18 protein-coding genes are annotated in these 23,891 nt (G+C 60.3%); 11 read left to right on the top strand and 7 right to left on the bottom strand.

The genetic code is table 11. The annotated features are described in order from the left end of the window. Positions 1-68 precede the first annotated feature (68 nt). The 4 genes from hemB (at position 69) to C9E91_RS07150 (ending at position 3,566) form a co-directional block, all read left to right on the top strand. A complete protein-coding gene (hemB, locus tag C9E91_RS07165; protein WP_107107670.1) occupies positions 69-1,082 on the top strand; it encodes a porphobilinogen synthase in 1,014 nt (337 codons plus the stop codon). Positions 1,083-1,261: 179 nt separating this feature from the next. Further along, positions 1,262-1,720, top strand: coding sequence for an RDD family protein (locus tag C9E91_RS07160; RefSeq protein WP_107107669.1), 459 nt, complete (start codon positions 1,262-1,264; stop codon positions 1,718-1,720). A gap of 187 nt (positions 1,721-1,907) precedes the next feature. Further along, entirely contained in the window at positions 1,908-2,684 is a 777-nt protein-coding gene (locus tag C9E91_RS07155) for an arginyltransferase (protein WP_107107668.1), read from the top strand. Beyond that, positions 2,685-3,566, top strand: coding sequence for a DMT family transporter (locus tag C9E91_RS07150; RefSeq protein WP_107107667.1), 882 nt, complete (start codon positions 2,685-2,687; stop codon positions 3,564-3,566). Positions 3,567-3,673: 107 nt separating this feature from the next. On the opposite strand, the gene parC is transcribed toward C9E91_RS07150, so the two are convergent. Further along, positions 3,674-5,929: a DNA topoisomerase IV subunit A gene (gene parC, locus C9E91_RS07145; protein ID WP_107107666.1), complete on the bottom strand. Its 2,256-nt coding sequence runs from the start codon at positions 5,927-5,929 to the stop codon at positions 3,674-3,676. A 228-nt stretch (positions 5,930-6,157) separates the two neighbouring features. On the opposite strand from parC, the gene C9E91_RS07140 reads away from it, so the two are divergent. Beyond that, positions 6,158-7,345 carry an aq_1923 C-terminal domain gene (locus C9E91_RS07140; protein ID WP_107107665.1) on the top strand — a complete coding sequence of 396 codons (1,188 nt, stop codon included), beginning with the start codon at positions 6,158-6,160 and terminating at the stop codon, positions 7,343-7,345. A 158-nt stretch (positions 7,346-7,503) separates the two neighbouring features. On the opposite strand, the gene aspS is transcribed toward C9E91_RS07140, so the two are convergent. Beyond that, positions 7,504-9,294 carry an aspartate--tRNA ligase gene (gene aspS, locus C9E91_RS07135; RefSeq protein ID WP_107107664.1) on the bottom strand — a complete coding sequence of 597 codons (1,791 nt, stop codon included), beginning with the start codon at positions 9,292-9,294 and terminating at the stop codon, positions 7,504-7,506. A 266-nt stretch (positions 9,295-9,560) separates the two neighbouring features. Here aspS and C9E91_RS07130 point away from each other — a divergent pair, with 266 nt between their 5' ends. From C9E91_RS07130 to C9E91_RS07115, 4 genes are all read left to right on the top strand, one after another. Next, positions 9,561-10,955, top strand: a complete 1,395-nt coding sequence (locus tag C9E91_RS07130; protein ID WP_107107663.1) for a multicopper oxidase family protein — start codon at positions 9,561-9,563, stop codon at positions 10,953-10,955. Positions 10,956-11,120: 165 nt separating this feature from the next. Then, positions 11,121-12,266, top strand: coding sequence for a ribonuclease D (gene rnd, locus C9E91_RS07125; RefSeq protein WP_107107662.1), 1,146 nt, complete (start codon positions 11,121-11,123; stop codon positions 12,264-12,266). Between the two features lie 208 nt (positions 12,267-12,474). Next, the gene (locus C9E91_RS07120; RefSeq protein WP_107107661.1) at positions 12,475-13,527 is read left to right on the top strand and encodes an adenylate/guanylate cyclase domain-containing protein; all 1,053 of its coding nucleotides are present in this window, start codon (positions 12,475-12,477) and stop codon (positions 13,525-13,527) included. Positions 13,528-13,682: 155 nt separating this feature from the next. Continuing rightward, positions 13,683-15,041 (top strand): esterase-like activity of phytase family protein, encoded by a 1,359-nt coding sequence (locus C9E91_RS07115; RefSeq protein ID WP_107107660.1) that lies wholly within the window; start codon positions 13,683-13,685, stop codon positions 15,039-15,041. A 40-nt stretch (positions 15,042-15,081) separates the two neighbouring features. Here C9E91_RS07115 and ppx read toward each other — a convergent pair whose 3' ends face one another. From ppx to C9E91_RS07095, 4 genes are all read right to left on the bottom strand, one after another. After that, positions 15,082-16,602 carry an exopolyphosphatase gene (gene ppx, locus C9E91_RS07110; RefSeq protein WP_107107659.1) on the bottom strand — a complete coding sequence of 507 codons (1,521 nt, stop codon included), beginning with the start codon at positions 16,600-16,602 and terminating at the stop codon, positions 15,082-15,084. Positions 16,603-16,612: 10 nt separating this feature from the next. After that, entirely contained in the window at positions 16,613-18,814 is a 2,202-nt protein-coding gene (locus C9E91_RS07105; RefSeq protein ID WP_107107658.1) for an RNA degradosome polyphosphate kinase, read from the bottom strand. Between the two features lie 77 nt (positions 18,815-18,891). Beyond that, positions 18,892-19,605 (bottom strand): DnaA regulatory inactivator HdaA, encoded by a 714-nt coding sequence (gene hdaA / locus C9E91_RS07100; protein WP_107107657.1) that lies wholly within the window; start codon positions 19,603-19,605, stop codon positions 18,892-18,894. Position 19,606: 1 nt separating this feature from the next. Further along, entirely contained in the window at positions 19,607-20,737 is a 1,131-nt protein-coding gene (locus C9E91_RS07095; protein WP_107107656.1) for an AI-2E family transporter, read from the bottom strand. Positions 20,738-20,958: 221 nt separating this feature from the next. On the opposite strand from C9E91_RS07095, the gene purM reads away from it, so the two are divergent. Then, positions 20,959-22,032, top strand: a complete 1,074-nt coding sequence (purM, locus tag C9E91_RS07090; RefSeq protein ID WP_107108108.1) for a phosphoribosylformylglycinamidine cyclo-ligase — start codon at positions 20,959-20,961, stop codon at positions 22,030-22,032. Continuing rightward, positions 22,029-22,706, top strand: coding sequence for a phosphoribosylglycinamide formyltransferase (purN, locus tag C9E91_RS07085; protein WP_107107655.1), 678 nt, complete (start codon positions 22,029-22,031; stop codon positions 22,704-22,706). Before purM ends, purN begins: the two co-directional genes overlap by 4 nt. An 11-nt stretch (positions 22,707-22,717) precedes the next feature. Here the strand turns inward: purN and C9E91_RS07080 are convergent, their stop codons facing one another. After that, a complete protein-coding gene (locus C9E91_RS07080) occupies positions 22,718-23,887 on the bottom strand; it encodes an alpha-D-ribose 1-methylphosphonate 5-triphosphate diphosphatase (RefSeq protein WP_107107654.1) in 1,170 nt (389 codons plus the stop codon). Positions 23,888-23,891: the final 4 nt, after the last annotated feature.

Here is a 23,891-nt window from a genome sequence, read left to right as displayed (position 1 = left end):
GGGACAGCGTGATAGGTACGCTGCCGATACATTAAGGCCATAGATAGACTAAAAAGGATGGCGGCACCATGCAGGACAAGACGCATCTTGTTGACGAGATCACCGGGCACCGGCGCATGCGGCGTAACCGCAAGGCTGATTGGACACGCCGCCTGGTGCAGGAAAACCGCCTGACCGTCGACGACCTGATCTGGCCGATCTTCCTGATTCCCGGCAGCGGCATCGCCGAGCCGATCCCGGCCATGCCCGGCGTCAATCGCATGACCGTGGACAAGGCCGTGGAAGCCGCAAAAGAAGCGGCCGACCTCGGTATTCCAGCGCTCGCCACCTTCCCCAATATCGAAATGGAGCTGCGGGACGAGACCGGCTCGAACAGCCTGGAAAAGAACAACCTCATCAATCTTGCTACCGCGGCCATCAAGAAGGCCGTGCCGAATATCGGCGTCATCACCGACGTCGCCCTCGATCCCTTCACCAGCCACGGCCATGACGGCATTCTGCGCGGCAATGAGATCGTCAATGACGAAACCGTCGAACAGGTGGCGCAGGCTGCGATCTATCAGGCAGATGCCGGTGCCGATATCATCGCGCCATCGGAAATGATGGATGGGCGCATCGGCGTGATCCGTCACGCGCTCGATGCGGCCGGTCACCAGAGCGTCGGCATCATGAGCTATGCCACCAAGTTCAGCTCCGCCTTCTACGGCCCCTATCGCGAGGCGATCTCGACCGGCGGCCTGCTGAAGGGCGACAAGAAAACCTATTATATCGACCCGGCCAACGGCACCGAGGCGGTGCGCGATGCCGCGCTCGACGTCGAAGAAGGCGCCGATATGCTGATGGTCAAGCCCGGCCTGCCCTATCTCGACATCTGTTGGCGGCTGAAGGAGGCATTCGGCCTGCCGACCTTTGCCTATCAGGTCTCTGGCGAATATTCGATGATTAAAGCCGCCGCGGCCAATGGCTGGATCGATGGCGAAAGGGTGATGCTGGAAACGTTGCTCGCCTTCAAGCGCGCCGGCTGCGACGGCATTCTCACCTATTTCGCACCGGAAGTGGCGAGACTGCTGGCAAAGAGGTAATTACCGGCCACAAAGCTTATTGCATTTGCCGGACCTCACACCATATGTTCGGCAAATGTTTCCTACTGCGCCGCGCATCCTGCTGGATGCACAAAAGTCGCAATGGGAATCTTTAACTGCGCATCAGCCTTTCCTTAAATCGGAACGATTGAAGGGGTTATGCGCGAAGGAGAAAGACGATGAGCCTGAACCCAACCCCGCTTTATGCAGCACCGGACGACTGGCGCGCCTATAGCGGTGTGCTGAGCCGGCGCATCTTCGCCTTCATCCTTGACTATGTCATCGTCGGCCTGCTCTGCATACCGGCCGCGGTTGTGCTGTTCTTTGTCTCGATCCTGACGCTTGGGTTGGGCTTCGTGCTCTACCCTGCCCTCTTTCTCATCGTTGCGGGCCTCTATTTCGGCTGGACGCTCGGCGGACCGCATCAGGCCTCGCTCGGCATGCGCGCCATGGGCATCGCCATGGTGCGGATAGACGGCCGGCGGATGGATTTTCTGACCGCGATCGTGCATCTGGCGCTGTTCTGGATCCTGAACTCCGTCCTGACGCCGCTCATCCTGCTTGCAGGCCTGTTCATCGAACGCAGCCGGCTGGTGCATGACCTGCTCCTCGGCACGGTCATCGTCCGAACGGCGTAACCTTGGCTATTCCGCTCAACGTCGTACCAACGATTTGGTTGTCCACCCTATCACCCTAACGAAGCCCGCTTGTTTCTGAAGAAGCTGGGAAACTATGACCTTGGACGAAGGACATAGTTGACGTTTTCTAAACTTGGGCCATGCTTGTGAGAAGTCGAATGCCGAATGGAAGGTTGATCAACGGCAGATGAACACGCAGTCGACGCCATCCCCGCAGTTTTATCTGACGGCACCGGCCGCCTGCCCGTACCTGCCGCGTGAGATGGAGCGTAAAGTCTTCACCCATCTCGTCGGGCCGCGCGCAGCGGAAATGAACGATATATTGACCCAGGGCGGCTTTCGTCGCTCGCAGAACATCGCTTATCGCCCCGCTTGCGAATCCTGCCGCGCCTGCATTTCCGTTCGCATTCTCGCTCAGGAATTCGAGCCCAGCCGGTCGATGAAACGCGTCCTGTCGTCCAATAGCGATATTATCGCCACCGAATTTCCGGCGCAGCCGTCCAGCGAGCAATATTCCCTCTTCCGCCGCTATCTCGATTATCGCCATCAGCAGGGCGGCATGTCCGACATGACCGTGCTCGACTATGCGATCATGGTCGAGGACACCCACGTCAACACCCGCATCATCGAATATCGCCGGCGCGAAGAAGGCTCCGGGCTGGAGCAGCGGCCGAAAGGCGAGCTGCTGGCGGCGGCATTGACCGACGTGATGAGCGACGGGCTGTCAATGGTCTATTCCTATTTCAATCCCGATCTCGACCAACGTTCGCTCGGCACCTTCATGATCCTCGATCATATCAAGCGGACCAAGGCGCTCGGGCTGCCGCATGTCTATCTCGGCTATTGGGTCAAGGGCTCTCGCAAGATGGACTACAAGACACGGTTTCAGCCACAGGAGCATCTGACCCCGCGCGGCTGGGAACGCTTCAATCCCGCCGATGTCAGCGAAGATCCCTCTCGCTAAATGGTCTCCCATCTCTCGGATCACAGAAAAGGCTTGTTGCTGGCCACCATCGGCGGGCTCACGCTGTCGATGGACATCCCGCTGATTCGGCTTTCGAGCGGCGATGTCTGGTCCGTGCTGTCGGCGCGCAGCCTTGCGACGATCGTCGTGGCGCTTATCGCTCTGGTCGTCATCCGCCGGGTTACAGGATCGCTGCGCAACACGCTGCCGGGCTGGATCGGACTTCCCGTCGGCCTCTTTTACGGCCTGACGACCATCACCTTTCTCCTCGCCATCTACTATACGACGGCGGCGAATGTGGTGTTCATCATCGCTCTCAATCCGATGTTTGCGGCACTTCTCTCCTGGATTTTCCTGAAGGAGCGCCCCGCTCTTTCCACCATCGTCACCATGATCGCAATGATCTTTGGCGTCGGCCTGATCGTGCGGGATGGCATGGAGGGCGGTCATTTCCTCGGCGATGCGCTGTCGGTTCTTGCTTCTTTTTCCATCGCCTGCGCCATCACGATCGCCAGAGCTTCGCGCAAGGATATGGGCTTCGCGTCTCTATTGTCCGCCATTATCCCGGCTGCAGTGGGACTTTACCATGTCATGCCTTCGGGCATCGTGATCGATCATCCCGGCTGGATCCTGCTCGATGGGGCGATCCTGATGCCCCTCTCCTTCTGGTGCCTCGCCACCGGCACACGCTTTCTCTCGGCGCCGGAAGTGGCGATGTTCTATCTGCTGGAAACGATCCTGGCTCCGATCTGGGTCTGGCTGATCTTCGCCGAAGCGCCAAGCAACATGACGCTCGCCGGCGGACTGGTGCTGATTCTAGCGCTGGCAGCGCATTCGTTATGGCAGGTGCGTGTCAGGGCAAGAATGGCGGCGGCGGGGTAACGAACTCCATATTGCGGCAGCCAATTCCAGATCTTTTGCTTTCGCTCAGAGCATTCCTCGCTGCAATCGGCCTACCGGGTCGATTGCTCGATTTTGCCCTACTGACCTCAGCCAGAGAACCTGCCGCTTCTGGGGAAGCCCTTCGGCACCGTACGGCCGGCCGAGGCGCGATCGCCGAGCCATTCTATCAGCTCGTCCTTGGTCTTGGTGAAGGTGCGGCCGGCGCTGTCTTCCCATGTCAGGCCGTCGGCGATGGCGAAGCACTTGATATCGCCGACGCCGCCATCCTTGTAGCGCTGCAGGCGCACGCCCTTGCCGCGCGACATTTCCGGGATCTGCGATAGCGAGAACACCACCATCTTGCGGTTCTCGCCGACGACGGCGACGTGATCGCCCGAGACCGGCACGAGCAGCTTCGTCTCATCCGGTGTCGTCAAGTTCATGATCTGCTTGCCCTTGCGGGTGTTGGCGACCAGTTCCACTTCCGGCACGATAAAGCCGTTGCCGGCGGTTGAGACGACCAGTTGCTTGCGCTGCGGATCGTGGACGAAGGCAGTCAGCACGTCCTGATCGTTTTCCATGTCGACCATGATGCGCAGCGGCTCGCCGTGGCCACGGCCGCCGGGCAGCTTGTCGCCGCCGAGCGTATAGGCCTTGCCGCCGGTGGTGACGATCAGGATCTTGTCGGTCGTCTGCGCCGGGAATGCCACCTTCAGCCCGTCGCCCTCCTTGAAGGTGAGCGTCGACGTATCGGAGATGTGACCCTTCAGCGCGCGAATCCAGCCCTTTTCCGAGACGACGACGGTGATCGGCTCCTTCTCGATCATCGCCTGCTGGATCGCAGCATCGTCGGCTTCGGGCGCTTCGGCGAACTGCGTGCGGCGGCGGCCGATCTCGGTCGCCTTGGCAAATTTCTTCTTCACCTCGCCGATTTCCCAGGCGACCGTCTGCCACTGCTTTTCTTCGGAAGCGAGCAAAGCCTCGATATCGGCCTTCTCCTTGGTCAGGCCGTCGAATTCCTTGCGGATCTCGAATTCTTCGAGTTTGCGCAGAGAGCGCAGCCGCATGTTGAGGATCGCTTCGACCTGATTGTCCGTCAGACCGAACCGCTCCATCATGACGGGCTTCGGCTCATCCTCCTCGCGGATGATGGCGATGACCTCATCGATGTTGAGGTAGGCAATCAGGAAGCCGCCGAGGATTTCCAGGCGTTTTTCGATTGCCGCGAGCCGGAAGCGCGAGCGGCGCAGCAAAACTTCCCGCCGGTGATCCAGCCACTCCTTCAGCACGTCGTTCAGCGCCATGACCTTCGGGATGCGGCCCATGGACAGAACGTTCATGTTGAGCGGGAAGCGGCTTTCCAGCTCTGTCAGCTTGAACATCGATTCCATCAGGATCATCGGATCGACGGTGCGGCTCTTCGGTATGAGAACGACGCGGATATCCTCGGCGGATTCATCGCGAACATCTTCAAGCAGCGGCAGTTTGCGCGCCAGCAGCAGCTCGGCGATCTTTTCGATCAGCCGCGACTTCTGCACCTGGAATGGAATTTCGGTAATGACGATCTGATAGCCGCCGCGGCCGAGATCTTCCGTTTCCCATTTGGCGCGAACGCGGAAGCCGCCGCGGCCGGTCTTGTAGCTTTCGATGATGCTGTCGCGATCGTCGATGATGATGCCGCCGGTCGGGAAATCCGGGCCGGGAATGAACTCCACCAGCTTTTCGACGGTCGCGTCGCGATCGCGGATCAGGTGCAGGGCCGCATCACAAAGTTCGTGGGCGTTGTGCGGCGGGATGGAGGTCGCCATGCCGACAGCGATGCCCGAGGAGCCGTTGGCGAGCAGGTTCGGGAAAGCGCCGGGCAGGACGACCGGCTCGGAATTCGACTCGTCGTAGGTATCGCGGAAATCCACGGCATCCTGATCGATGCCTTCGAGCAGCAGTTCGGAGACCGCCGTCATCTTGGATTCAGTGTAACGCATGGCGGCGGGGCTATCGCCGTCGATATTGCCGAAATTGCCCTGGCCGTTGACCAGCGTGTAGCGCTGCGAGAAATCCTGCGCAAGGCGGGCGAGCGCGTCGTAGATCGACTGGTCGCCATGCGGGTGATAGTTACCCATCACCTCGCCGACGATCTTGGCGCATTTGCGGAAGGCGGCGGTGGGGCGCAGTCCCATCTCGCTCATCGCATAAACAATGCGGCGATGGACCGGCTTCAGGCCGTCGCGAACATCCGGCAGGGCGCGATGCATGATCGTCGACAAAGCATAGGCCAGGTAGCGCTCTTCGAGCGCGGCCTTGAGATCGACCGGAAGAATGCTGTCATCGTCGCCGCCACCGGGCGGTAAAAGATTTTGTCCCATGGCCCTTGACTAGCGGAGAAGCCGATTCCCGGCAAGAAATCAGTGGAAAGCACTTGTGGATGACGTCTCAGTTCAGACATGATTTGACGTAACGTCAGACACAATTCTCATACATATATTTGCCATCGCCATTGCCATTGGAATTTTAGGCGAACGTGAATATAACTCGCGGCAGTACACGCTAAATATGTACACCCGCCTACACCAGCTCAATGAGGAAAAGCCACCATGACTTTTTATCGGACAACACGGCTGATGCTGTCCAGTGCCGCCTTACTGTCTTTCGCCAGCTCCGCCTTTGCGCTCGACGGTAACGATCTCCTAAAGAAGATCAATGACGTCTACGCTCAGCAAGGCGGTTCCATCGCGGCCGACAGCATCGATGTCAGCGGTACGACGGTGACGCTGAAAGGCATCAGCGTCAAAGCGGCCAGCGCGTCCGATGGCGTCAAGCTGGGTGACGTCACAATGACCGGCGTCACAGAAGCGGGTGGTGGCTACACGGTCGATCAGATCGCCTTTCCGGACGTTGCCACGACCAAGGACGGCGTCACCATTGCAGCTTCCGACCTCAAGATAAATGGGATCGAAATCCCGGCCGACGTCAACAAGGGCGATATCGATTCGCTGCTGTTCTACAAGAGCGCGCATGCCGGCTCCCTCTCCTTCACCCAGGACGGTACCCAGGTCTTCTCGATCGCCAACGCCGACGCCACGATGAACAAGCGCGCCGACAAGTCCGGTGTCGACTTCGATGCCCAGGTGAACGGCGTCAAGGCCGACCTCAGCAAGGTCAACGATCCGCAGGCCAAAGAAGCGATCAGCCAGCTCAACCTGCAGCAGCTCAACGGCAAGATCGCTATGAAGGGTAGCTGGGAGATCGCGCCGGGTACGATCGACATCACCGAATATTCCTTCGACTTCAAGGATGTGGGCAAGCTGAACATCGCGCTCAGCCTTTCCGGCTATACGCCTGCCTTCGCCAAGTCGCTTCAGGACGCGCTCAAGACCGTTCGCTCCAATCCAAACCAGCAGGATGCTCAGCAATCCGCCGGTCTTGCCATGCTCGGTCTTATGCAGCAGCTAACCTTCAACAGCGCGCAAATCCGCTTCGACGATAGCTCGATCACGTCCCGCGTGCTCGACTTTGCCGGCAAGCAACAGGGCGTTTCCGGCAAGCAGTTGGCCGACACGCTGAAGGCAATGACGCCGATCATGATGGCGCAGCTCAACATTCCGGAGCTGCAGAACGCCGTTTCCGCCGCCGTCAGCGCCTATCTCGACAACCCGAAGAGCCTGACGGTCAAGGCTTCGCCGGACAAGCCGGTGCCGCTGCCGATGATCATCGGCGCCGCCATGGGCGCTCCGCAGTCGATCCCGCAGGTCATCGGCCTCAAGGTTTCGTCCAACGATTGATCGAAGCTTCGATCCTGATCATCAGCAACCCGGCGATTTCGGTCGCCGGGTTTTTCATGTGCCCCATGCGGCCGCCATTGGCTGAACTTGATGATCAACAAAAAACCCAGCGACCGAAATCGCCGGGTTTTGTATGTCCATCGAAGCCTGTAGAGACCTCAGTCCTTCTTCACCGGCGGCACCGGGCGGATCGCCAGTTCGCGCAATTGCGTCGGCGTTGCCGCTGAGGGAGCGCCCATCAAGAGGTCCTGCGCCTGCTGGTTCATCGGGAACAGCGAGATTTCGCGCAGGTTCTTGGCGCCGACCAGCAGCATGATGATGCGGTCGATACCGAAGGCAGCGCCACCATGCGGAGGCGCGCCGTACTGGAAGGCGCGGTAGAGGCCGCCGAAGCGTTCTTCCACATCAGCCTGGCTGAGCCCGACCTTTTCAAAGGCGGCGACCATGGTTTCCGGCGACTGGTTACGGATCGAACCTGAGGCGATTTCGAAGCCGTTGCAGACGGCGTCGTATTGGAAGGCCTTGATCGTCAGCGGATCTTGGTTCTGGAGCGCCTCAAGACCGCCCTGCGGCATCGAGAACGGGTTGTGTGCGAAATCGACCTTCTTTTCTTCTTCGCTCCATTCGAAGAACGGGAAGTCGACGATCCAGCAAAGCTCGAAACGATCGCGGTCGACCAGGTTCAGTTCCTCGCCGGCCCTGGTGCGGGCTTCGCCGGCAAACTTGTAGAACTTGTCCGGATCGCCGGCGACAAAGAAGCAGGCATCGCCATCGCCGAGACCGAGCTGGGTGCGGATCGCGTCGGTGCGCTCCTCGCCAATGTTCTTGGCAAGTGGGCCGGCACCTTCGAGCTTCTCGCCTTCCTTGCGCCAGAAGATATAGCCGAGGCCAGGCTGGCCCTGGCTCTGCGCCCAGGCGTTCATGCGGTCGCAGAACGCTCTCGAGCCACCGGTCTTGGCCGGGATCGCCCAGACCTGCACCTTCGGGTTCGAGGCGATCATGTTGGCGAAGACCTTGAAGCCGGAGCCGGCGAAATGCTCGGTGACGGCTTCCATGACGATCGGGTTGCGCAGGTCCGGCTTGTCGGAGCCATACTTGCGGATGGCTTCGTCATAAGGAATGCGCGGCCATTCCTTGGTGACCGGCTTGCCTTCGGCAAACTCTTCGAACACCTGGGTCATCAGTGGGCCCATCGTGTTCCAGACGTCCTCCTGGGTGACGAAGCTCATTTCAAGGTCGAGCTGATAGAATTCGCCCGGCAGACGGTCGGCGCGCGGGTCTTCGTCACGGAAGCACGGCGCGATCTGGAAGTAACGGTCGAAGCCAGCGACCATCAGGAGCTGCTTATACTGCTGCGGCGCCTGCGGTAGGGCATAGAACGTGCCGGGATGGATACGGCTCGGCACCAGGAAGTCGCGCGCGCCCTCCGGCGACGATGCCGTCAAGATTGGCGTGGTGTATTCGGTGAAGCCGACTTCGCCCATATGGCGGCGCATGGAGGAGATAACCTGCGTGCGCTTGACGATGTTCCGGTGCAGCGTTTCGCGACGCAGATCGAGGAAGCGGTACTTCAGGCGCACGTCTTCCGGATAGTCCGGCTCGCCGAACACCGGCAGCGGCAATTCCTTGGCGGCGGAGAGCACTTCGATCTCCTGCGCGTAAAGCTCGATCTCGCCCGTCGGCATGTTCTTGTTGATCGTGTCTTCGGTACGGGCCTTCACGAGGCCATCGATGCGGATGACCCACTCGCCGCGCACGGTCTCGGCCAGCTTGAAGGCCGGAGAATCCGGATCGGCGACGACCTGGGTGATGCCATAGTGATCGCGCAGGTCGATGAAGAGCACGCCACCATGATCTCGGACGCGATGAACCCAGCCGGAGATGCGGACGGTCGAACCGACGTCGGACTTGCGCAGGGCGGCGCATGTGTGGCTGCGATAGCGATGCATAGTATATATCCTGGACTTGGCGGACGGCGGCGAATGCGGACGAAAGCCCCTCGCCTGCCGACGAGAAAATCGGGCGGAAAAGCGCATGGTGCGCCTGATTTGTCAAGGCTCGAACGCCTGCGAGTCGGTTTAAAGCTGCTTTCGTGAACTCGCAACATCGACAGCCGGAGGTAGGGATGCGGCAATTCAGCCACCCCAGCGCTATTGCTGAACACCACAGTCAACTTTAAACAGACTTACCTACCCCCGCGCCCTCGGAGCCTCACATGCCCATCCTTACCCGCCGCAATCTTTTGAAAGCCTCCGCCGTTGCCGGTGCCTATGGTGTGGGGCTTGGCATCGCCAGCAGGTTTGGCGGCACAGCGGTAGCGGCGCCGGAACCGCAGGTGTTCAAGGCCGCGAAGATCCAAGCCAATTTGATGGATGCCGGAGCGACCAAGGATGTTCTGACCTATGGTGACGCCGGCATGCCGCCGGTCGTGCGCATGAAGAAGGGCGAGCCCTTCGCCGCTCGCCTGATTAACGGCATCGACGATCCGACGACGATCCACTGGCACGGCATCCGCCTGCCGAACAAGATGGATGGCGTGCCCTTCCTGACGCAGCCTTACGTCTATACCGGCGATCACTTCGATTACGCCTTCACGCCTCCGGACGCCGGTACATTCTGGTATCATCCGCATTGCAATACACTGATCCAGATGGGACACGGCATGACGGGCATCATCGTCGTGGAAAATCCGAAGGACCCGGCATTCGATTCGGAATTGGTTCTCAATCTGCGCGACTGGCGGCTGGGTGGCGACGGCCAGTTCATTGCTCCATTCCGCCCGCGCGATACCGCCAAGTCGGGCACCTATGGGACGGTGCGGACGGCCAACTGGCAGCAGCAGCCGCAATATGACGCGCCCTCCGGCGGATTGGTGCGCCTGCGCCTCGCCATCACCGACGTCACGCGCATCTATTCTTTCCGCGTGGATGGAGCCGAGGCGACGGTGATCGCCATCGACGGCAATCCGGTGCCGCAGCGCTTCCCGCTCGACTTGCTGCAGCTCGGGCCTGGTCAGCGTCTGGAATTGGCCGTGCGCATGCCCGATGACGAAGGCGCGATCGTCAAGCTGGAGGATATCAGGGGCACCGATCCGAAAGTGCTCGCGACGCTACGTTCGGTCGGCAGCTCGCTGAAGCGCGATGTTCGCGATCTGGCGCCTCTCGAAGACAATCCAGTCGCCAAGGCCGATATCGGCTCGGCGGCGCATATTCCGCTGATCCTCAGCGCTACCGCGGAGAACACCGCCGACAACAGCATTTGCGGCTCGCTAGGCTACAGCTTCTGGGCCATCAACAAGGTGCCATGGCCGGGCGACTCGTCCGATCCGACTGCGCCGCTCGCCGAATTGAAGCTCGGCAAGAGCTATGTCATCGACATGGAAAACGTGACGCCGCATACGCATCCGATTCATCTGCACGGCATGAGCTTCACCGTGCTCTCCTCTTCGACGCGCCAGGTGCAGCCGTTCGTCTCCGACACCTACCTGATCCAGCCCAATGAAAAGGTGCAGCTCGGCTTCGTCGCCGACAATCCCGGCGACTGGGTGTTGCATTGCCACATCATCGAACATCAGAAGACGGGCATGACCAGTTATGTGCGTGTAGCTTAACCATGGTCGCAAACGTGCCCTATGCTCGCGCAATGCAAGCTATATGCTTTCAGCGATTATACTTAAAAGCGGTGTCAGCCCGGAGCTTCCCCTTTCGACGTATTGACATATCCGGTTGAAAGGAGAAGGAAGGTTAACGAACTATTTTACCATGAATGTGTTGAGATGATCGAAACTACCGCCCAATTGGAGGCGGCCTGCCAAGAGCTGGCCAAGTCAGAATTCATTACCATCGACACCGAATTCCTGCGAGAGACGACCTTCTGGCCGGAGCTTTGCCTGATCCAGATGGCGAGCCCCACGACCGAAGTGCTGGTCGATCCGCTGGCCAAGGGCCTGGACCTGAAGCCTTTTTTTGAGCTGATGGCCAATCCCGCCGTCATGAAGGTGTTCCACGCCGCACGCCAGGACATCGAAATCATCTTCAATCGCGGCAACCTCATCCCGCATCCGATCTTCGACACGCAGGTCGCCGCCATGGTCTGCGGCTTCGGCGACTCGGTCTCCTACGATCAGCTCGTCAGCCGCATCAAGAACGTCCATATCGACAAGTCCTCGCGCTTTACCGACTGGAGCCGCCGGCCGCTGTCGGAGAAACAGCTCGATTATGCGCTTGCCGACGTCACCCATCTGCGCGATGTCTATCTTTCGCTGAAGGAGCAGCTCGAGCGCGAAGGCCGCGCTTCCTGGCTGCTTGAGGAAATGGCGATCCTCGAAGCGCGCGAAACCTACGACCTGCATCCGGATGATGCCTGGCAGCGGCTGAAGATGCGGCTGCGCAAGCCGCAGGAACTGGCCGTGTTGAAATACGTCGCCGCCTGGCGCGAACGCGAGGCGCGCGCCCGCAACGTGCCGCGCGCCCGCGTGCTGAAAGACGATGGCATCTACGAAATCGCCCAGCAGCAGCCAAAGGACATGGAAGCGCTGGGACGCCTGCGCACGATCCCGAAGGGTTGGGAGCGATCCGCCTCCGGCGCTGCCGTATTGGAGGCAATCACTCAGGCCCTGGCATTGCCCAAGGCCGAGATGCCGCATGTGCCGCGTCATCAGCAGGCGCCGGAAGGCACGGCCGCAGCGGCCGAATTGCTGAAGGTTCTGCTGAAGTTGATCGCCGAGAAACACGGCGTCGCCCCGAAGGTCATCGCCAACAGCGAAGATCTGGACAAGATCGCCGCCGAAGGTGAGAAAGCGGAAGTGGCCGCCCTGACCGGCTGGCGACGTGATCTTTTCGGCGATACGGCGCTGCAGCTTATCCAGGGCCAGGTGGCCTTGCGCTTCGTCGGCAAGCGGGTCGAGACGGTCAGCCTGTAGCCCCAACGACCTTGGCGGACACGCGACGATGCCGACGATTTGGCGGTTGCGTGCCATCCAAAAATAGCGATGCTGGTTGCGAACGCGATTGTGCCGCACATCCGACAGAATGGGCCCTTAGCGCAATCACATATTCGATGGCGCACGGGTCTTTTCTCAAACCAATCCTGGTTTGGGGGCATGCGCCGGCTCTTGGCGGATCGGCAGCATGGGAAGATTCCCTTCGGCGCTTAACTGGATTTTGACCGCGGCCGTTGTCGCCGTCAGCGGCATCCTCTATGGCAGGCTGTTTTTCCACGAGGCGCCGCTGTATATCGGTGCAATCTATGCATTGTTCTGCGGCATGCCGGCGCTTGCCTTCGAACGCCGCATGATCCTGCCACGCTTGAACCATTGGATGCATCGCCTGCCCACGCCGGCCTTTATCGTCTCGGCCTTGGTCGTCGATTTCGCCTTGATCGCCATCGGCTTTGCGATGGCCGGCGGCCTGATGAAATCCCTGCACCTGATTACGGATAGCTGGGCTGACGTCATGCTGCTGAAGATAAATGTCTACATCTATGCCGTCATGGTGACCGCGATCATTATTTTCGTCGGGCGCGTGCGGGAACTGCTTGGCCGCGACGTCTTCCTCAGCCTGTTGACCGGCCGCTATCGTAATCCGGTGCAGGAAGAGCGTGTATTTCTCTTCATTGACCTCGTCGGTTCGACGGCTTTTGCTGAAGAGCATGGCGACCTCAGGACGCAGCAATTCCTGGGCTCGGTATTCAGTGCGCTCGCTGAGCCGGTGCGGCGACACAAGGGCGCGATCGATGACTATATCGGCGACGCCGCCATCATCACCTGGCCGCTCCAACGCGGCGTGAAGAATGCGCGCTGCATTCGCTGCGTTTTCGAAATCCTCGCCGATATCGAGGCGAATGCGGAAACATGGTTGAAATCCTATGGCAGGGTGCCGCGTCTGAGGGCAGCCTTGCATGGCGGCGGCATCGTCACTGCCGAAATCGGCATCGACCACCACAAGATCGCCTATTTCGGCGACACGGTGAACACCACCGCGAGGCTGGAATCTCTATGCAAGACGCTGGATCGCCAGGTGCTGATCTCGGCCGACCTTGCAAGACGGATCGAGCTTCCCGACGACATCGCAAAGGAAGACCTCGGCGACCATGCCGTTCGCGGCCGCGACCAGACGCTTGGGGTGATTGCCCTGCATATGGCGAGACAGCAGACGCGGAAGGCGATAGCCAACGGGCAGTAAGGCACGGAGTCATCATCGTCCGTTGCCTATTGCCCAAAACCTACATTCTATCGGTTGTCCACAGTCACCAAAGCTTCACGTGGACGTTAATTCACCGCCATAGCTCGCCTGTTAAGCGAGGGTTGTTTGCCAATCCCCGCCAACAACGTGACACGATGACCCGAATTCTTTTCGCTTCCACGGCACTTTTTGTTCTGATTGCCGCCGCGGCCCATGCCGATGAAACACAGTTTCCCGCCAAGCTGACCTCGCAGGCCATTCTGCCGGCCAACACCATTATCGCTGCGCCGGCCGATGCACCGGATTTCCTGAAGACCTCCGGCAAGTTCACGACGCCGGATCGCAAGCGCACCGAGGCGCTCGGCACGGTTCCGGGCAAGGACGGCGCCCGCGTGACCGATCTGAAGCTGCCTTTCAACGGCCAGGCGATCCAGGGCTTTTCCGGGATCAAGGCGATGCCGGACGGTAGCTTCTGGACGCTGACCGACAACGGCTTCGGCTCCAAGCAGAATTCGAGCGACGCCATGCTCTTCCTGCACCAGCTCAAATTCGACTGGAACAATGGCAAAGTCGACGTCGTCAAGAACCTGTTCCTGTCCGACCCGAACAAGAAGGCCCCCTTCCCGATCGTCCTCGAAGGCACGGATACCCGCTATCTTACCGGCGCCGACTTCGACATCGAGTCGATCCAACCGGTCGCCGAGGGCTTCTGGATCGGTGATGAATTCGGTCCCTACCTCCTGAAATTCGACACGAATGGCCACCTGACCGACGTTTTCCCGACCACACTCAATGGCAAGCCGGTCATGTCTCCCGACAATGCCCTGCTGCAACTGCCCGGCAATCCGACGCAGAAAATGCCGGCCTTCAACTTGAGGCGCTCCGGTGGCTTCGAAGGTCTTGCCATGTCCAAGGATGGCACCAAGCTTTACGGCCTGCTGGAAGGCGCGATCTATCAGGATGACGGTCAGATGGAGAGCGTCGACGGTCATACGGCAATCCGCGTTATCGAATTCGACGTCGCCTCGAAGAGCTGGACCGGCCATAGCTGGCTTTATCCGTTTGCCGACAAGGGCACCTCGATCGGCGATTTCAACATGCTCGACGAAACCACGGCCCTGGTGATCGAGCGCGACAACGGCGCCGGCACGAAGGACAAGGCCTGCGCCGATCCGAAGCAGCCGAAGCCGGATTGCTTCGAGGCTCCGGCCGAGCTGAAGCGCGTCTACAAGATCGAATTCAACGACGCCAATGCCGGCAAGGCTGTCCGCAAGATCGGCTATATCGATCTACTGCACATCGAAGATCCGGACCACAAGCGTCGCCAGGGCGGCGGTGAAGGCTTTTACGACATGCCCTTCGTTACCATCGAAAACGTCGACCGAGTCGATGCCACCCATATCATCATCGGCAACGACAATAACCTGCCCTTCTCGGCCGGCCGCGCTGTCGACAAGGCAGACGACAACGAGTTCAGCATTCTTGAAGTCGGTGATTTCCTGAACGCGAAATAACAGAAATGTTGGACCTTCTCCCCACGGGGAGAAGGTTTTCCTACTCGAACCGGAAAGCTAGCCGTCTATTCGTCAGCCGGCCCAGTTGCTGCAGCCGGCCTTCCAGCCGTTCGCCGGCGAAGTCGTGGTATTCGGCGGGGACGACAAATTCGAGATCCAGGTCCGGGCTCGGCGAACGTCGAAATGTCAGGGCGCGAACGACGCCCGGCATGGAAGCCGAGAAGAGATAGACGACGCGCAGCAGGCCCCCGAGCAGTTTGGCGCGCTCGACGAGTTGCGGTGTGGCGATTGCCGCCAGCGGTTCTGTGGCGCCGTCATCGTGAAGGCCCTCGAAACGATAGTAGTTGGCGAGCGCGATAAAGGCGCGGCCGGCATGGGTGATGCCGACGAAGGACGTGTGGGCAATGATGTTCAATGCCTGCAGGCCGCGATAATCGGGGTGGGCACGCCAACTGATATCGGCAAGCAAGCAAGCGGCCTGGCGATAGCGGCTCTCCTCCTCCGTCTCGGTCACGCCGAAGAACGGCATCATGCGACCGGTCCACTCGGCAAGCTCGCGAGCATGCTCCGGCGAGCGGGCACGCAGGATGGCAAGTTCGCCGGCGGCGACCAGCAACGGGTCACTATGGCGCTCGGCCTCGGTCAGCAGCGAATAGAGGTAGCCCTCTCGCACGCCCTGGGCCGAGAAGGAGATGATGGAGGGCCTCATTTCCGCCAGCACCTCACGCATGGCCACGGCGCCGAAGGGCAGCAGCAAGCGGCGATGCTTGGAGATGGCCAGCAATGCGGGCTCTTTCGATTCCTTGGCTTCGCTGATCTGATCGAGGAAACGCATCATCTCGTCCAGCGGCACCTCGTAGCCCTGCATCATGTGCAGTGCATATTTACGCATTTCCATGTGCAGCTTGGCGATGTTTCGCCACGTGCCGCCGACTGCGTAAAAGGTGCGTCCCTCGCCATTGCTCAGCAATTTCGCCGTTTTGACATGCTTGCGGGCAAAGCTGCGCGCCCTGGCGAGTGAGCCGTTGGCATATTCCGAAAGCCTGAGGCCGCCGAGCGGCAGGGTGATGCCCTTGCCGATCTCCTTGCCCTTGATGTCGATGAGTTCGAGCGAACCGCCACCAAGGTCGCCGGCAATGCCGTCCGGGCTGAAAAAGCCGCTGATGATGCCAAGCGCAGAAAAACGCGCTTCTTCCTCGCCCGAAAGCACCCGCACCTTGCGCTGCAGGATCGATTCCGCCTGATGGATGAATTCCGGACCGTTGCTTGCCTCACGGGCAGCGGCCGTCGCCAGAACATAGATGGTCGATGCGCGCGCCTGATCGGACAGCGCCTTGAAGCGATGCAGGGCTGAAAGCGCGCGCGCGACGCTCTCCTCGTCCATCCTACCGGTCAGTGCTATGCCTTTGCCAAGGCCGCAAAGCACTTTCTCGTTGAAAAGAATGGTCGGCGACCGCGAGTGGCCTTCATAGACGACAAGACGGACCGAGTTCGATCCGATATCGACAACGGAGACAGGGGCTATACCGGGAAGGCGCCCCTGGGCTTCTGATTCAACCATGCAGGTCCAGTTATATTTTGCGGCCCGACAACAGCCCGGCGATCAGTTTCGGCGCACTGGATTTCAGAGCTTCACCACGGCCCGACAGGCTGGGATTGGTCATGAAATACTGCTGCGCGTTGAATGGCTCCTCACCCTTGCGCACCTCCATGCGCCGCGAAGTACCGTCCGGCAATATCTCGTAGCTCTGCTGATTGTCAATGATATTGCCCAGCATGATCTGCGAAAGCACTTGCTCATGCACGGTCTTATTGGTCAGCGGAACGAGGGTTTCGACGCGGCGGTCAAGGTTTCTCGGCATCATGTCGGCCGAGCCGATATAGACCAGCGCCTTCTCCGACGGCAGGCCTTGGCCATTGCCGAAGCAGAAGATGCGGCTGTGTTCGAGGAAGCGGCCGACGATGGACTTGACGCGGATATTCTCCGAAAGCCCCGGCACCTGCGGACGCAGGCAGCAGATGCCGCGAATGACGAGATCAATCTCGACGCCGGCGTTGCTGGCGCGATAGAGCGCATCGATGATATCGGGATCCACCAGCGAATTCATCTTCATCCAGATCGCCGCCGGCTGGCCGTTTCTGGCGTGCTCGATCTCCTCCTCGATGTGCTGGAGGATGCGCGAGCGGAGCGTATAGGGCGAAACTGCGATCTTCATGCCCTCTTCCGGCTCACCGTAACCGGTGATGAAGTTGAAGATGTTCGCCATGTCGTGGGCGATCTTTGGATCGCAGGTGAAATAGGAAAGGTCCGTGTAGATCTTGGCGGTGATCGGGTGGTAGTTGCCGGTGCCGAGGTGGCAATAGGTGCGCAGCTTGCCGTCTTCACGACGCACGACCATCGACATCTTCGCATGCGTCTTGAGCTCGATGAAGCCGAAGACGACCTGCACGCCGGCGCGTTCCAAATCGCGTGCCCAGCGAATGTTCGCCTCTTCATCAAAGCGAGCCTTGAGCTCGACCAGCGCCGTGACCGATTTGCCCATATCGGCAGCATCGATCAGCGCCCGCACGATCGGGCTGTCGTTGGAGGTGCGATAAAGCGTCTGCTTTATCGCCAGAACGTCAGGATCGCGCGCAGCCTGGAGAAGGAACTGGACCACAACGTCGAAGGATTCATAAGGATGGTGGACCACCATGTCCTTTTCGCGGATCGCGGCGAAACAATCGCCGGCATGTTCGCGGACGCGCTCAGGAAATCGGGCATTGTAAGGCTCGAAGCGTAGATCGTCGCGCGGCGCCTTGGCGATTTCGGACAATGTGTTGAGAGCCAGCAGGCCCGGCAGAACGGCGATGCGGTTTTCCGGTACGTTCAGCGATTCCACGACGAACTGGCGCAGCTCCAGCGGCATTTCCGAGTCGGTCTCGATGCGGATCACCGAGCCGCGGCGGCGGCGCTTCAGCGCTGTTTCGAAGAAACGCACCAGATCTTCGGCTTCTTCTTCGACTTCGATATCGCTGTCTCGGATGATGCGGAAGGTACCCGAACCCTTCACCTCATAGCCTGGATAGAGCCGGTGAATGAAGATATTCACGACATCTTCAAGCGTGATGTAGCGAATAACGTTGCTGGCGTCCGGCAAACGGACGAAGCGGTCGAGCGCCGGCGGCAGACGCAGCAGCGCCGTCATCGGCTCGCGGCCGTTCATGCTGTTCAGTTGCAGCGCGATCGAGAAGCCGAGGTTCGGAATGAACGGGAACGGATGCGCCGGGTCGATGGATAGCGGCGTCAGAACCGGAAAGATCGCCTGATCGAATTCGTTGGCAAGCCACTGCTTGTCGACCTCGGAAAGCGCCGGCGGGCGGACGATCAGAATGTCTTCCTTGGCAAGATACTGCTGCAGCACGGCAAGCGACGCCTGCTGCTCCATCTGCAAATTGTCGATTTCGCGCAGGATGTCGTCGAGCTGTTCGGCCGGTGTCTTACCGTCCGGAGTGCGCATCAGAATCTTCTGGCGGACCTGGCCTTCGAGGCCGGCGACGCGCACCATGAAGAACTCATCGAGGTTGGCGGCGGAAATGGAAAGGAAACGGATGCGCTCCAGAAGCGGATGCGCCGTGTTCAGGGTTTCCTCAAGAACGCGGCGATTGAACTGCAGCCAGGAGAATTCGCGATTGATGAAGCGCTCGGGGCTGGTCAGCAACTCGTTGATCGGCGGCGCGGCCTCCGGGGCTTGCTGATTGGCGTCCTGATGTTCCGTTAATGCCGAGTCCATGTTCCACCTGCCCTATCTTAGAACCTTGCGCCACGTATAGCAGTTTGACGACGGAACTGTGACAGTTTCCCGATCGGTCAATCGGCCGGGGCGGAATTACCCAATTCGTTCAATACTTCAGCGGCCAAAATGCGTGTTATCCTGGTGCCACGGCCGAGCGCGAGGCGGTCCAGCCGGTCGACGATCAACTGGGCGGCATTCAGCGAACGCTCCATGCGATTGACGATATAGAGCACAAGTTTGTCATCGATATAAAGCTGGCGGTCGGCGAAGAGCTTTACGATCACCTGCGACAACAATTCCTCATCCGGTTCGCCGATCTCGACCACCGTTGCCGCCTTCAGTCGCGAGCGCAGATCGGGCAGCGTTACCGGCCAGGACATCGGCCAGAGCCTGCTGGTCATCAGTAAGCCCGTGCCGTTTTCCCTAACGCTGTTGATGACGTGGAAAAGCTCGGTGTCGTCGAAGCCCAGGCGATCGACGTCCTCGAAGATGACCGGACTGTTCGCGGCCGCTACTGCCGCTCCGGAGCCGGCTTTCGGATGAATGGCGATTGCGCCACTCCTCTCGCGCCAGATACTGGCAAGATGCGATTTTCCCGAACCGACCGGCCCGGCGAGAATGACGACCGGCGACGGCCAGTGCGGCCATGAATCGACTATCTTTACTGCCGCGCTCAAGGGATCGGCGACCAGCAGATCATCGCGGCCGGTCGCTGCGTCGTGCGTAAAAGCCAGGGGTAGCTGTTCGGCGGGCTTGCGCCTCAAATCAGCGTTCTTCGCGTCGGTCATGCTATTTGTTCTCAGAACTGCCGGCCTTGGTTTTGCGCGTCTTGCCGGCTTCCGAGCGTCCATAATAGAGGTCGCTTTGAAGGTAGCGCGAAAGGGCGAAACGGACAAGGACGCCACACGCGGCCGCGGCCGGAACGGCGACCAGCAGACCGACGAAACCAAAGAGCGCGCCGAAGGCAAAAAGGGCGAACATCAGCCAGACCGGATGCAGGCCGACGCTTTCGCCGACCAGCTTCGGCTGCAGCACGTTGCCTTCCAGGAACTGGCCAGTGAAAAAGACGGCCAGCGTGAGGCCGACCCAGAGATAATCCGGCCAGAACTGCACCAGGGCGACGCTCAGCGCCAGGAAGAGACCGACGAGCGAACCGACATAGGGGATGAAGCTGATCATGCCGGCGAACAGACCGATCAACAGGCCGAAGTTCAGACCCACCAGCGACAGGCCGACACCGTAATAGACGCCCAAGATGATGCAGAGCGAGCCCTGGCCGCGGATGAAGCCGGCGATCGCCTGATCCACCTCCCGGGCGATCTGGCGCACGGTCGAGACATGATCGCGCGGAATCCAGGCATCGACCTTGGCGATCATGCGGTCCCAGTCGAGCAATATATAGAAGGCGACGACGGGAGTGACGATCATCAGCGAAATGATGTTGACCAGCGTCTTGCCGGAACTCCAGATCTGCGCAAACAGGCCGCCGACGAAGCTCAGGCCGTCAGACAAAATGTTGGAGAAATTATCCTTGATGGCGCCGAGCTGATCGCGAATCCAAACCGGCAGCATCGTCGTCTGGGTATGGGCGATGAACTTCTGGAATTGCTGCACATAGCCCGGTATATGTTGAATGAAATCATTGAACTGGTTGATGATGATCGGAATGAAGATCGTCAGCGCCAATGCAAAGACCAGCACGAAGGCAACGAGGATCACCACCGTCGCCATGAAGCGGCTGAGACCGATCCTTTCCAGCCGATCGGCGACCGGATCAAGGAAATAGGCAACCGACATGCCGGCGATGAAGGGCAAGAGAATCGAGCTGAAGAGATAGAGAAAAACGATGAAGGCGACGAGCACGAGCACCCAGAAGATGACCTGGCGCTTGAGGCTCGCTCCGCTGACTTGTTGCTCCATCGACTTCCCCATTCTTCGCCGCCTGTTGCCGCCCGCTTAGGACATAGGATGACGCCGCAATTATGGTCAAGCCTACGGCCGGAAATCGGCCTTGGAGCGCTGTGAAGCGGGGAAAATCGAGGGTTTGCCTGCGCTAGCGCCTTGCATAAAGGTTCCTGTCATGCAATGGCGACCCGATTAAAATTGTTCCAATTGGAACGATGGCCACCGGAGGCGAAAGCATGAGCCAGTCTGGAAAAAACGGTCTGACCTATAGCGACGCGGGCGTCGATATCGATGCCGGCAATCTGCTGGTCGAAAAGATCAAGCCGGCGGTTCGTTCGACCCGCCGCCCCGGCGCCGACGGCGAAATCGGCGGCTTCGGCGGCCTCTTCGACCTGAAGGCGGCGGGCTTCACCGATCCGGTGCTGGTGGCCGCCAATGACGGCGTCGGCACGAAGCTGAAGATCGCCATCGACGCGAATTATCACGACACCGTCGGCATCGATCTCGTTGCCATGTGCGTCAACGATCTCGTGGTACAAGGCGCCGAGCCACTGTTCTTCCTCGACTACTTTGCGACCGGCAAGCTCGATCCCGATCAGGGTGCTGCGATCGTCGGCGGCATTGCGGCCGGCTGCCGCGAGGCGGGCTGCGCGCTGATCGGCGGCGAGACGGCGGAAATGCCGGGCATGTATTCCGATGGTGACTACGATTTGGCCGGCTTCGCCGTGGGCGCGGCCGAGCGCGGGCAGCTTCTGCCCTCCGGCGACATTGCCGAGGGTGACGTCATTCTCGGCCTCGCCTCCTCCGGCGTGCATTCCAACGGTTTCTCACTGGTGCGCAAGATCGTCAGCCTCTCCGGCCTTGGTTGGGATGCGCCAGCCCCCTTCGCCGATGGCAAGGCGCTCGGCGAAGCCCTGCTGACGCCGACGCGCATCTATGTGAAGCCGCTTTTGAAGGCGATCCGCGAGACCCGGGCCATCAAGGCACTCGCCCACATCACCGGCGGCGGCTTCCCGGAGAATATTCCGCGGGTACTGCCGAAGCATCTTGCGGCAGAGATCGACTTGGCGGCCGTCAAGGTTCCGCCGGTCTTCTCCTGGCTTGCCAAAACGGGCGGCGTCGAGGCCAAGGAAATGCTGCGCACCTTCAACTGCGGCATCGGCATGATCGCCGTCGTCGCGGCCGAGAATGTCGAGGCCGTCAAGGCAGCGCTTGAGGCAGAAGGCGAAAGCATCGTTACGCTGGGCCGTATGATCGCCCGCGACGAAGGCGCTGCCGGCACCGTCTACAAGGGCACGCTGGCGATATGAGTTCGGCCCGCAAACGCGTCGTCGTCTTCATCTCGGGCAGCGGCTCCAACATGATGGCGCTGGTCAAGGCTGCTGCGGCGTCGGATTATCCGGCCGAGATCGTCGGTGTGATCTCCGACAAAGCGGATGCCGGCGGTTTGGCGAAAGCCGCTGCAGAGGGCATCGCCACCTTCGCCTTCGTGCGCAAGGATTTTGCCAGCAAGGACGCACATGAGGAGGCGATCCTCGCGCAGCTCAATGCACTATCGCCCGACATCATCTGCCTTGCCGGCTATATGCGCCTGCTCTCCGGCCGCTTCATCCAGCGCTACGAAGGCCGGATCATCAATATCCACCCCTCGCTGCTGCCGCTTTTTCCCGGCCTGCATACACACCAGCGTGCCATCGATGCAGGCCAGCGGATCGCCGGCTGCACCGTGCATTTCGTCACCGAAGGCATGGACGAAGGCCCAGCGATCGGCCAGGCTGCCGTGCCGGTGCTGACCGACGATACGGCCGAAACGCTTGCCGCCCGCGTGCTGACGATCGAGCATCAGCTCTATCCGCAGTCGCTCCGATTGCTGGCGCAAGGCAAGGTGCGCATGGAGGGTGGCAAGGCAATTGCTGCCGCCAAGACACCCGTCGCCCGCGGGGCCCAGATCATGTCACTACTCGGTGATATCAGCCAGATCTAACCGCGTTTCCTTTACGCAGCCATCGCCATCAAGGGATGAAGCGTGCCGTCGCTGTAGACGACGCGTCCGTTGCGGAAGGTTGCGCGGATGCGGTGAACGGCGCCATGCTCGACGGCCACCAGATCGGCCTTCTGGCCGACGGCGATCTCGCCGCGATCCGTGAGACCCGCAGCACGCGCGGCACCAGCGGTCGCCATGGCCACGGCTGCCGGGAGACCGCCACTGGCTACGTCAGCGATCTTGAAGATCGCCGGCACGAAGGCGGCCGGGTGATAATCGGCGGCGATGATGCCAAGCAGGCTGGCGCCGGCGGCTTCGAGCGCGCTCAAATTTCCGGACATGGACTGGCCGCGCAAGGCATTCGGCGCGCCCATCAGCGTCCAGAGGCCGCGACGGCGGGCCTCTTCGGCAGCCGGCAGCGTCACCGGGAACTCGCTGATCGTGACACCGAGATCGAACATTTCGGCTACTTTTTCCGCGCTGTCATCGTCATGAGAGGCGAGCGACAGCTTGTGCTTCAAGGACAGGCCGACGATATCGCGGAGCTTGTGTTCGATATCCGGGTCCTGCCGCATCGCGATGCGTCGCGCCAGCACTTCCTCGGCAGCTTCGCGGGTGATGCCGCGACGCTCGGACATGCTGAGGATATAACTTTCGATATCGTTGTATTGCCCCTGCCCCGGCGTATGGTCCGTCAGCGACACCATATCGACGAAACCATCTTCCAGCAGCCGCTCCAGCGTCGGTGCCGCGCCGATGTTGGTGATCTCGTAGCGCGCGTGAACGCGGTGGTCGATCAGCAGATGGTCGCGCAGGCTGTTGATGCCCTTGATCACCGCCGAGGTGGTTTCCAGCGAGCGCACGTGGCCATAGACACTTTCGGTGGCGAAGGAAACGGCGGCATAGGCGGTGGTGACACCGGCTGCGGCGAGCTTCTTGTCGAGTTCATGAATACCGAAATCGATCGGCATCGTCGCATTCGGCCGCGGCGCGATTTCGCGCTCGATCATGTCGCCGTGCAGATCGACGAAGCCCGGCATCATCAGCCGTCCGCCGCCATCGAATGTCGGAGCCTCCACCAACTCGGGCCGGATCTCGGCGATCACGCCATCCTCAATACGAACAGAGCCTTGATCGACGACTTCATCGGGAAGAACAAGCGTGAAATTGCTGAGCCACATCGGC

Source organism: Rhizobium sp. SEMIA4064 (genome assembly GCF_003025035.1).
Taxonomy (GTDB): Bacteria; Pseudomonadota; Alphaproteobacteria; order Rhizobiales; family Rhizobiaceae; genus Rhizobium; species Rhizobium paranaense.
Note: the sequence above shows the minus strand (reverse complement) of the source record. Positions and strands in the feature narration are given on the sequence as shown.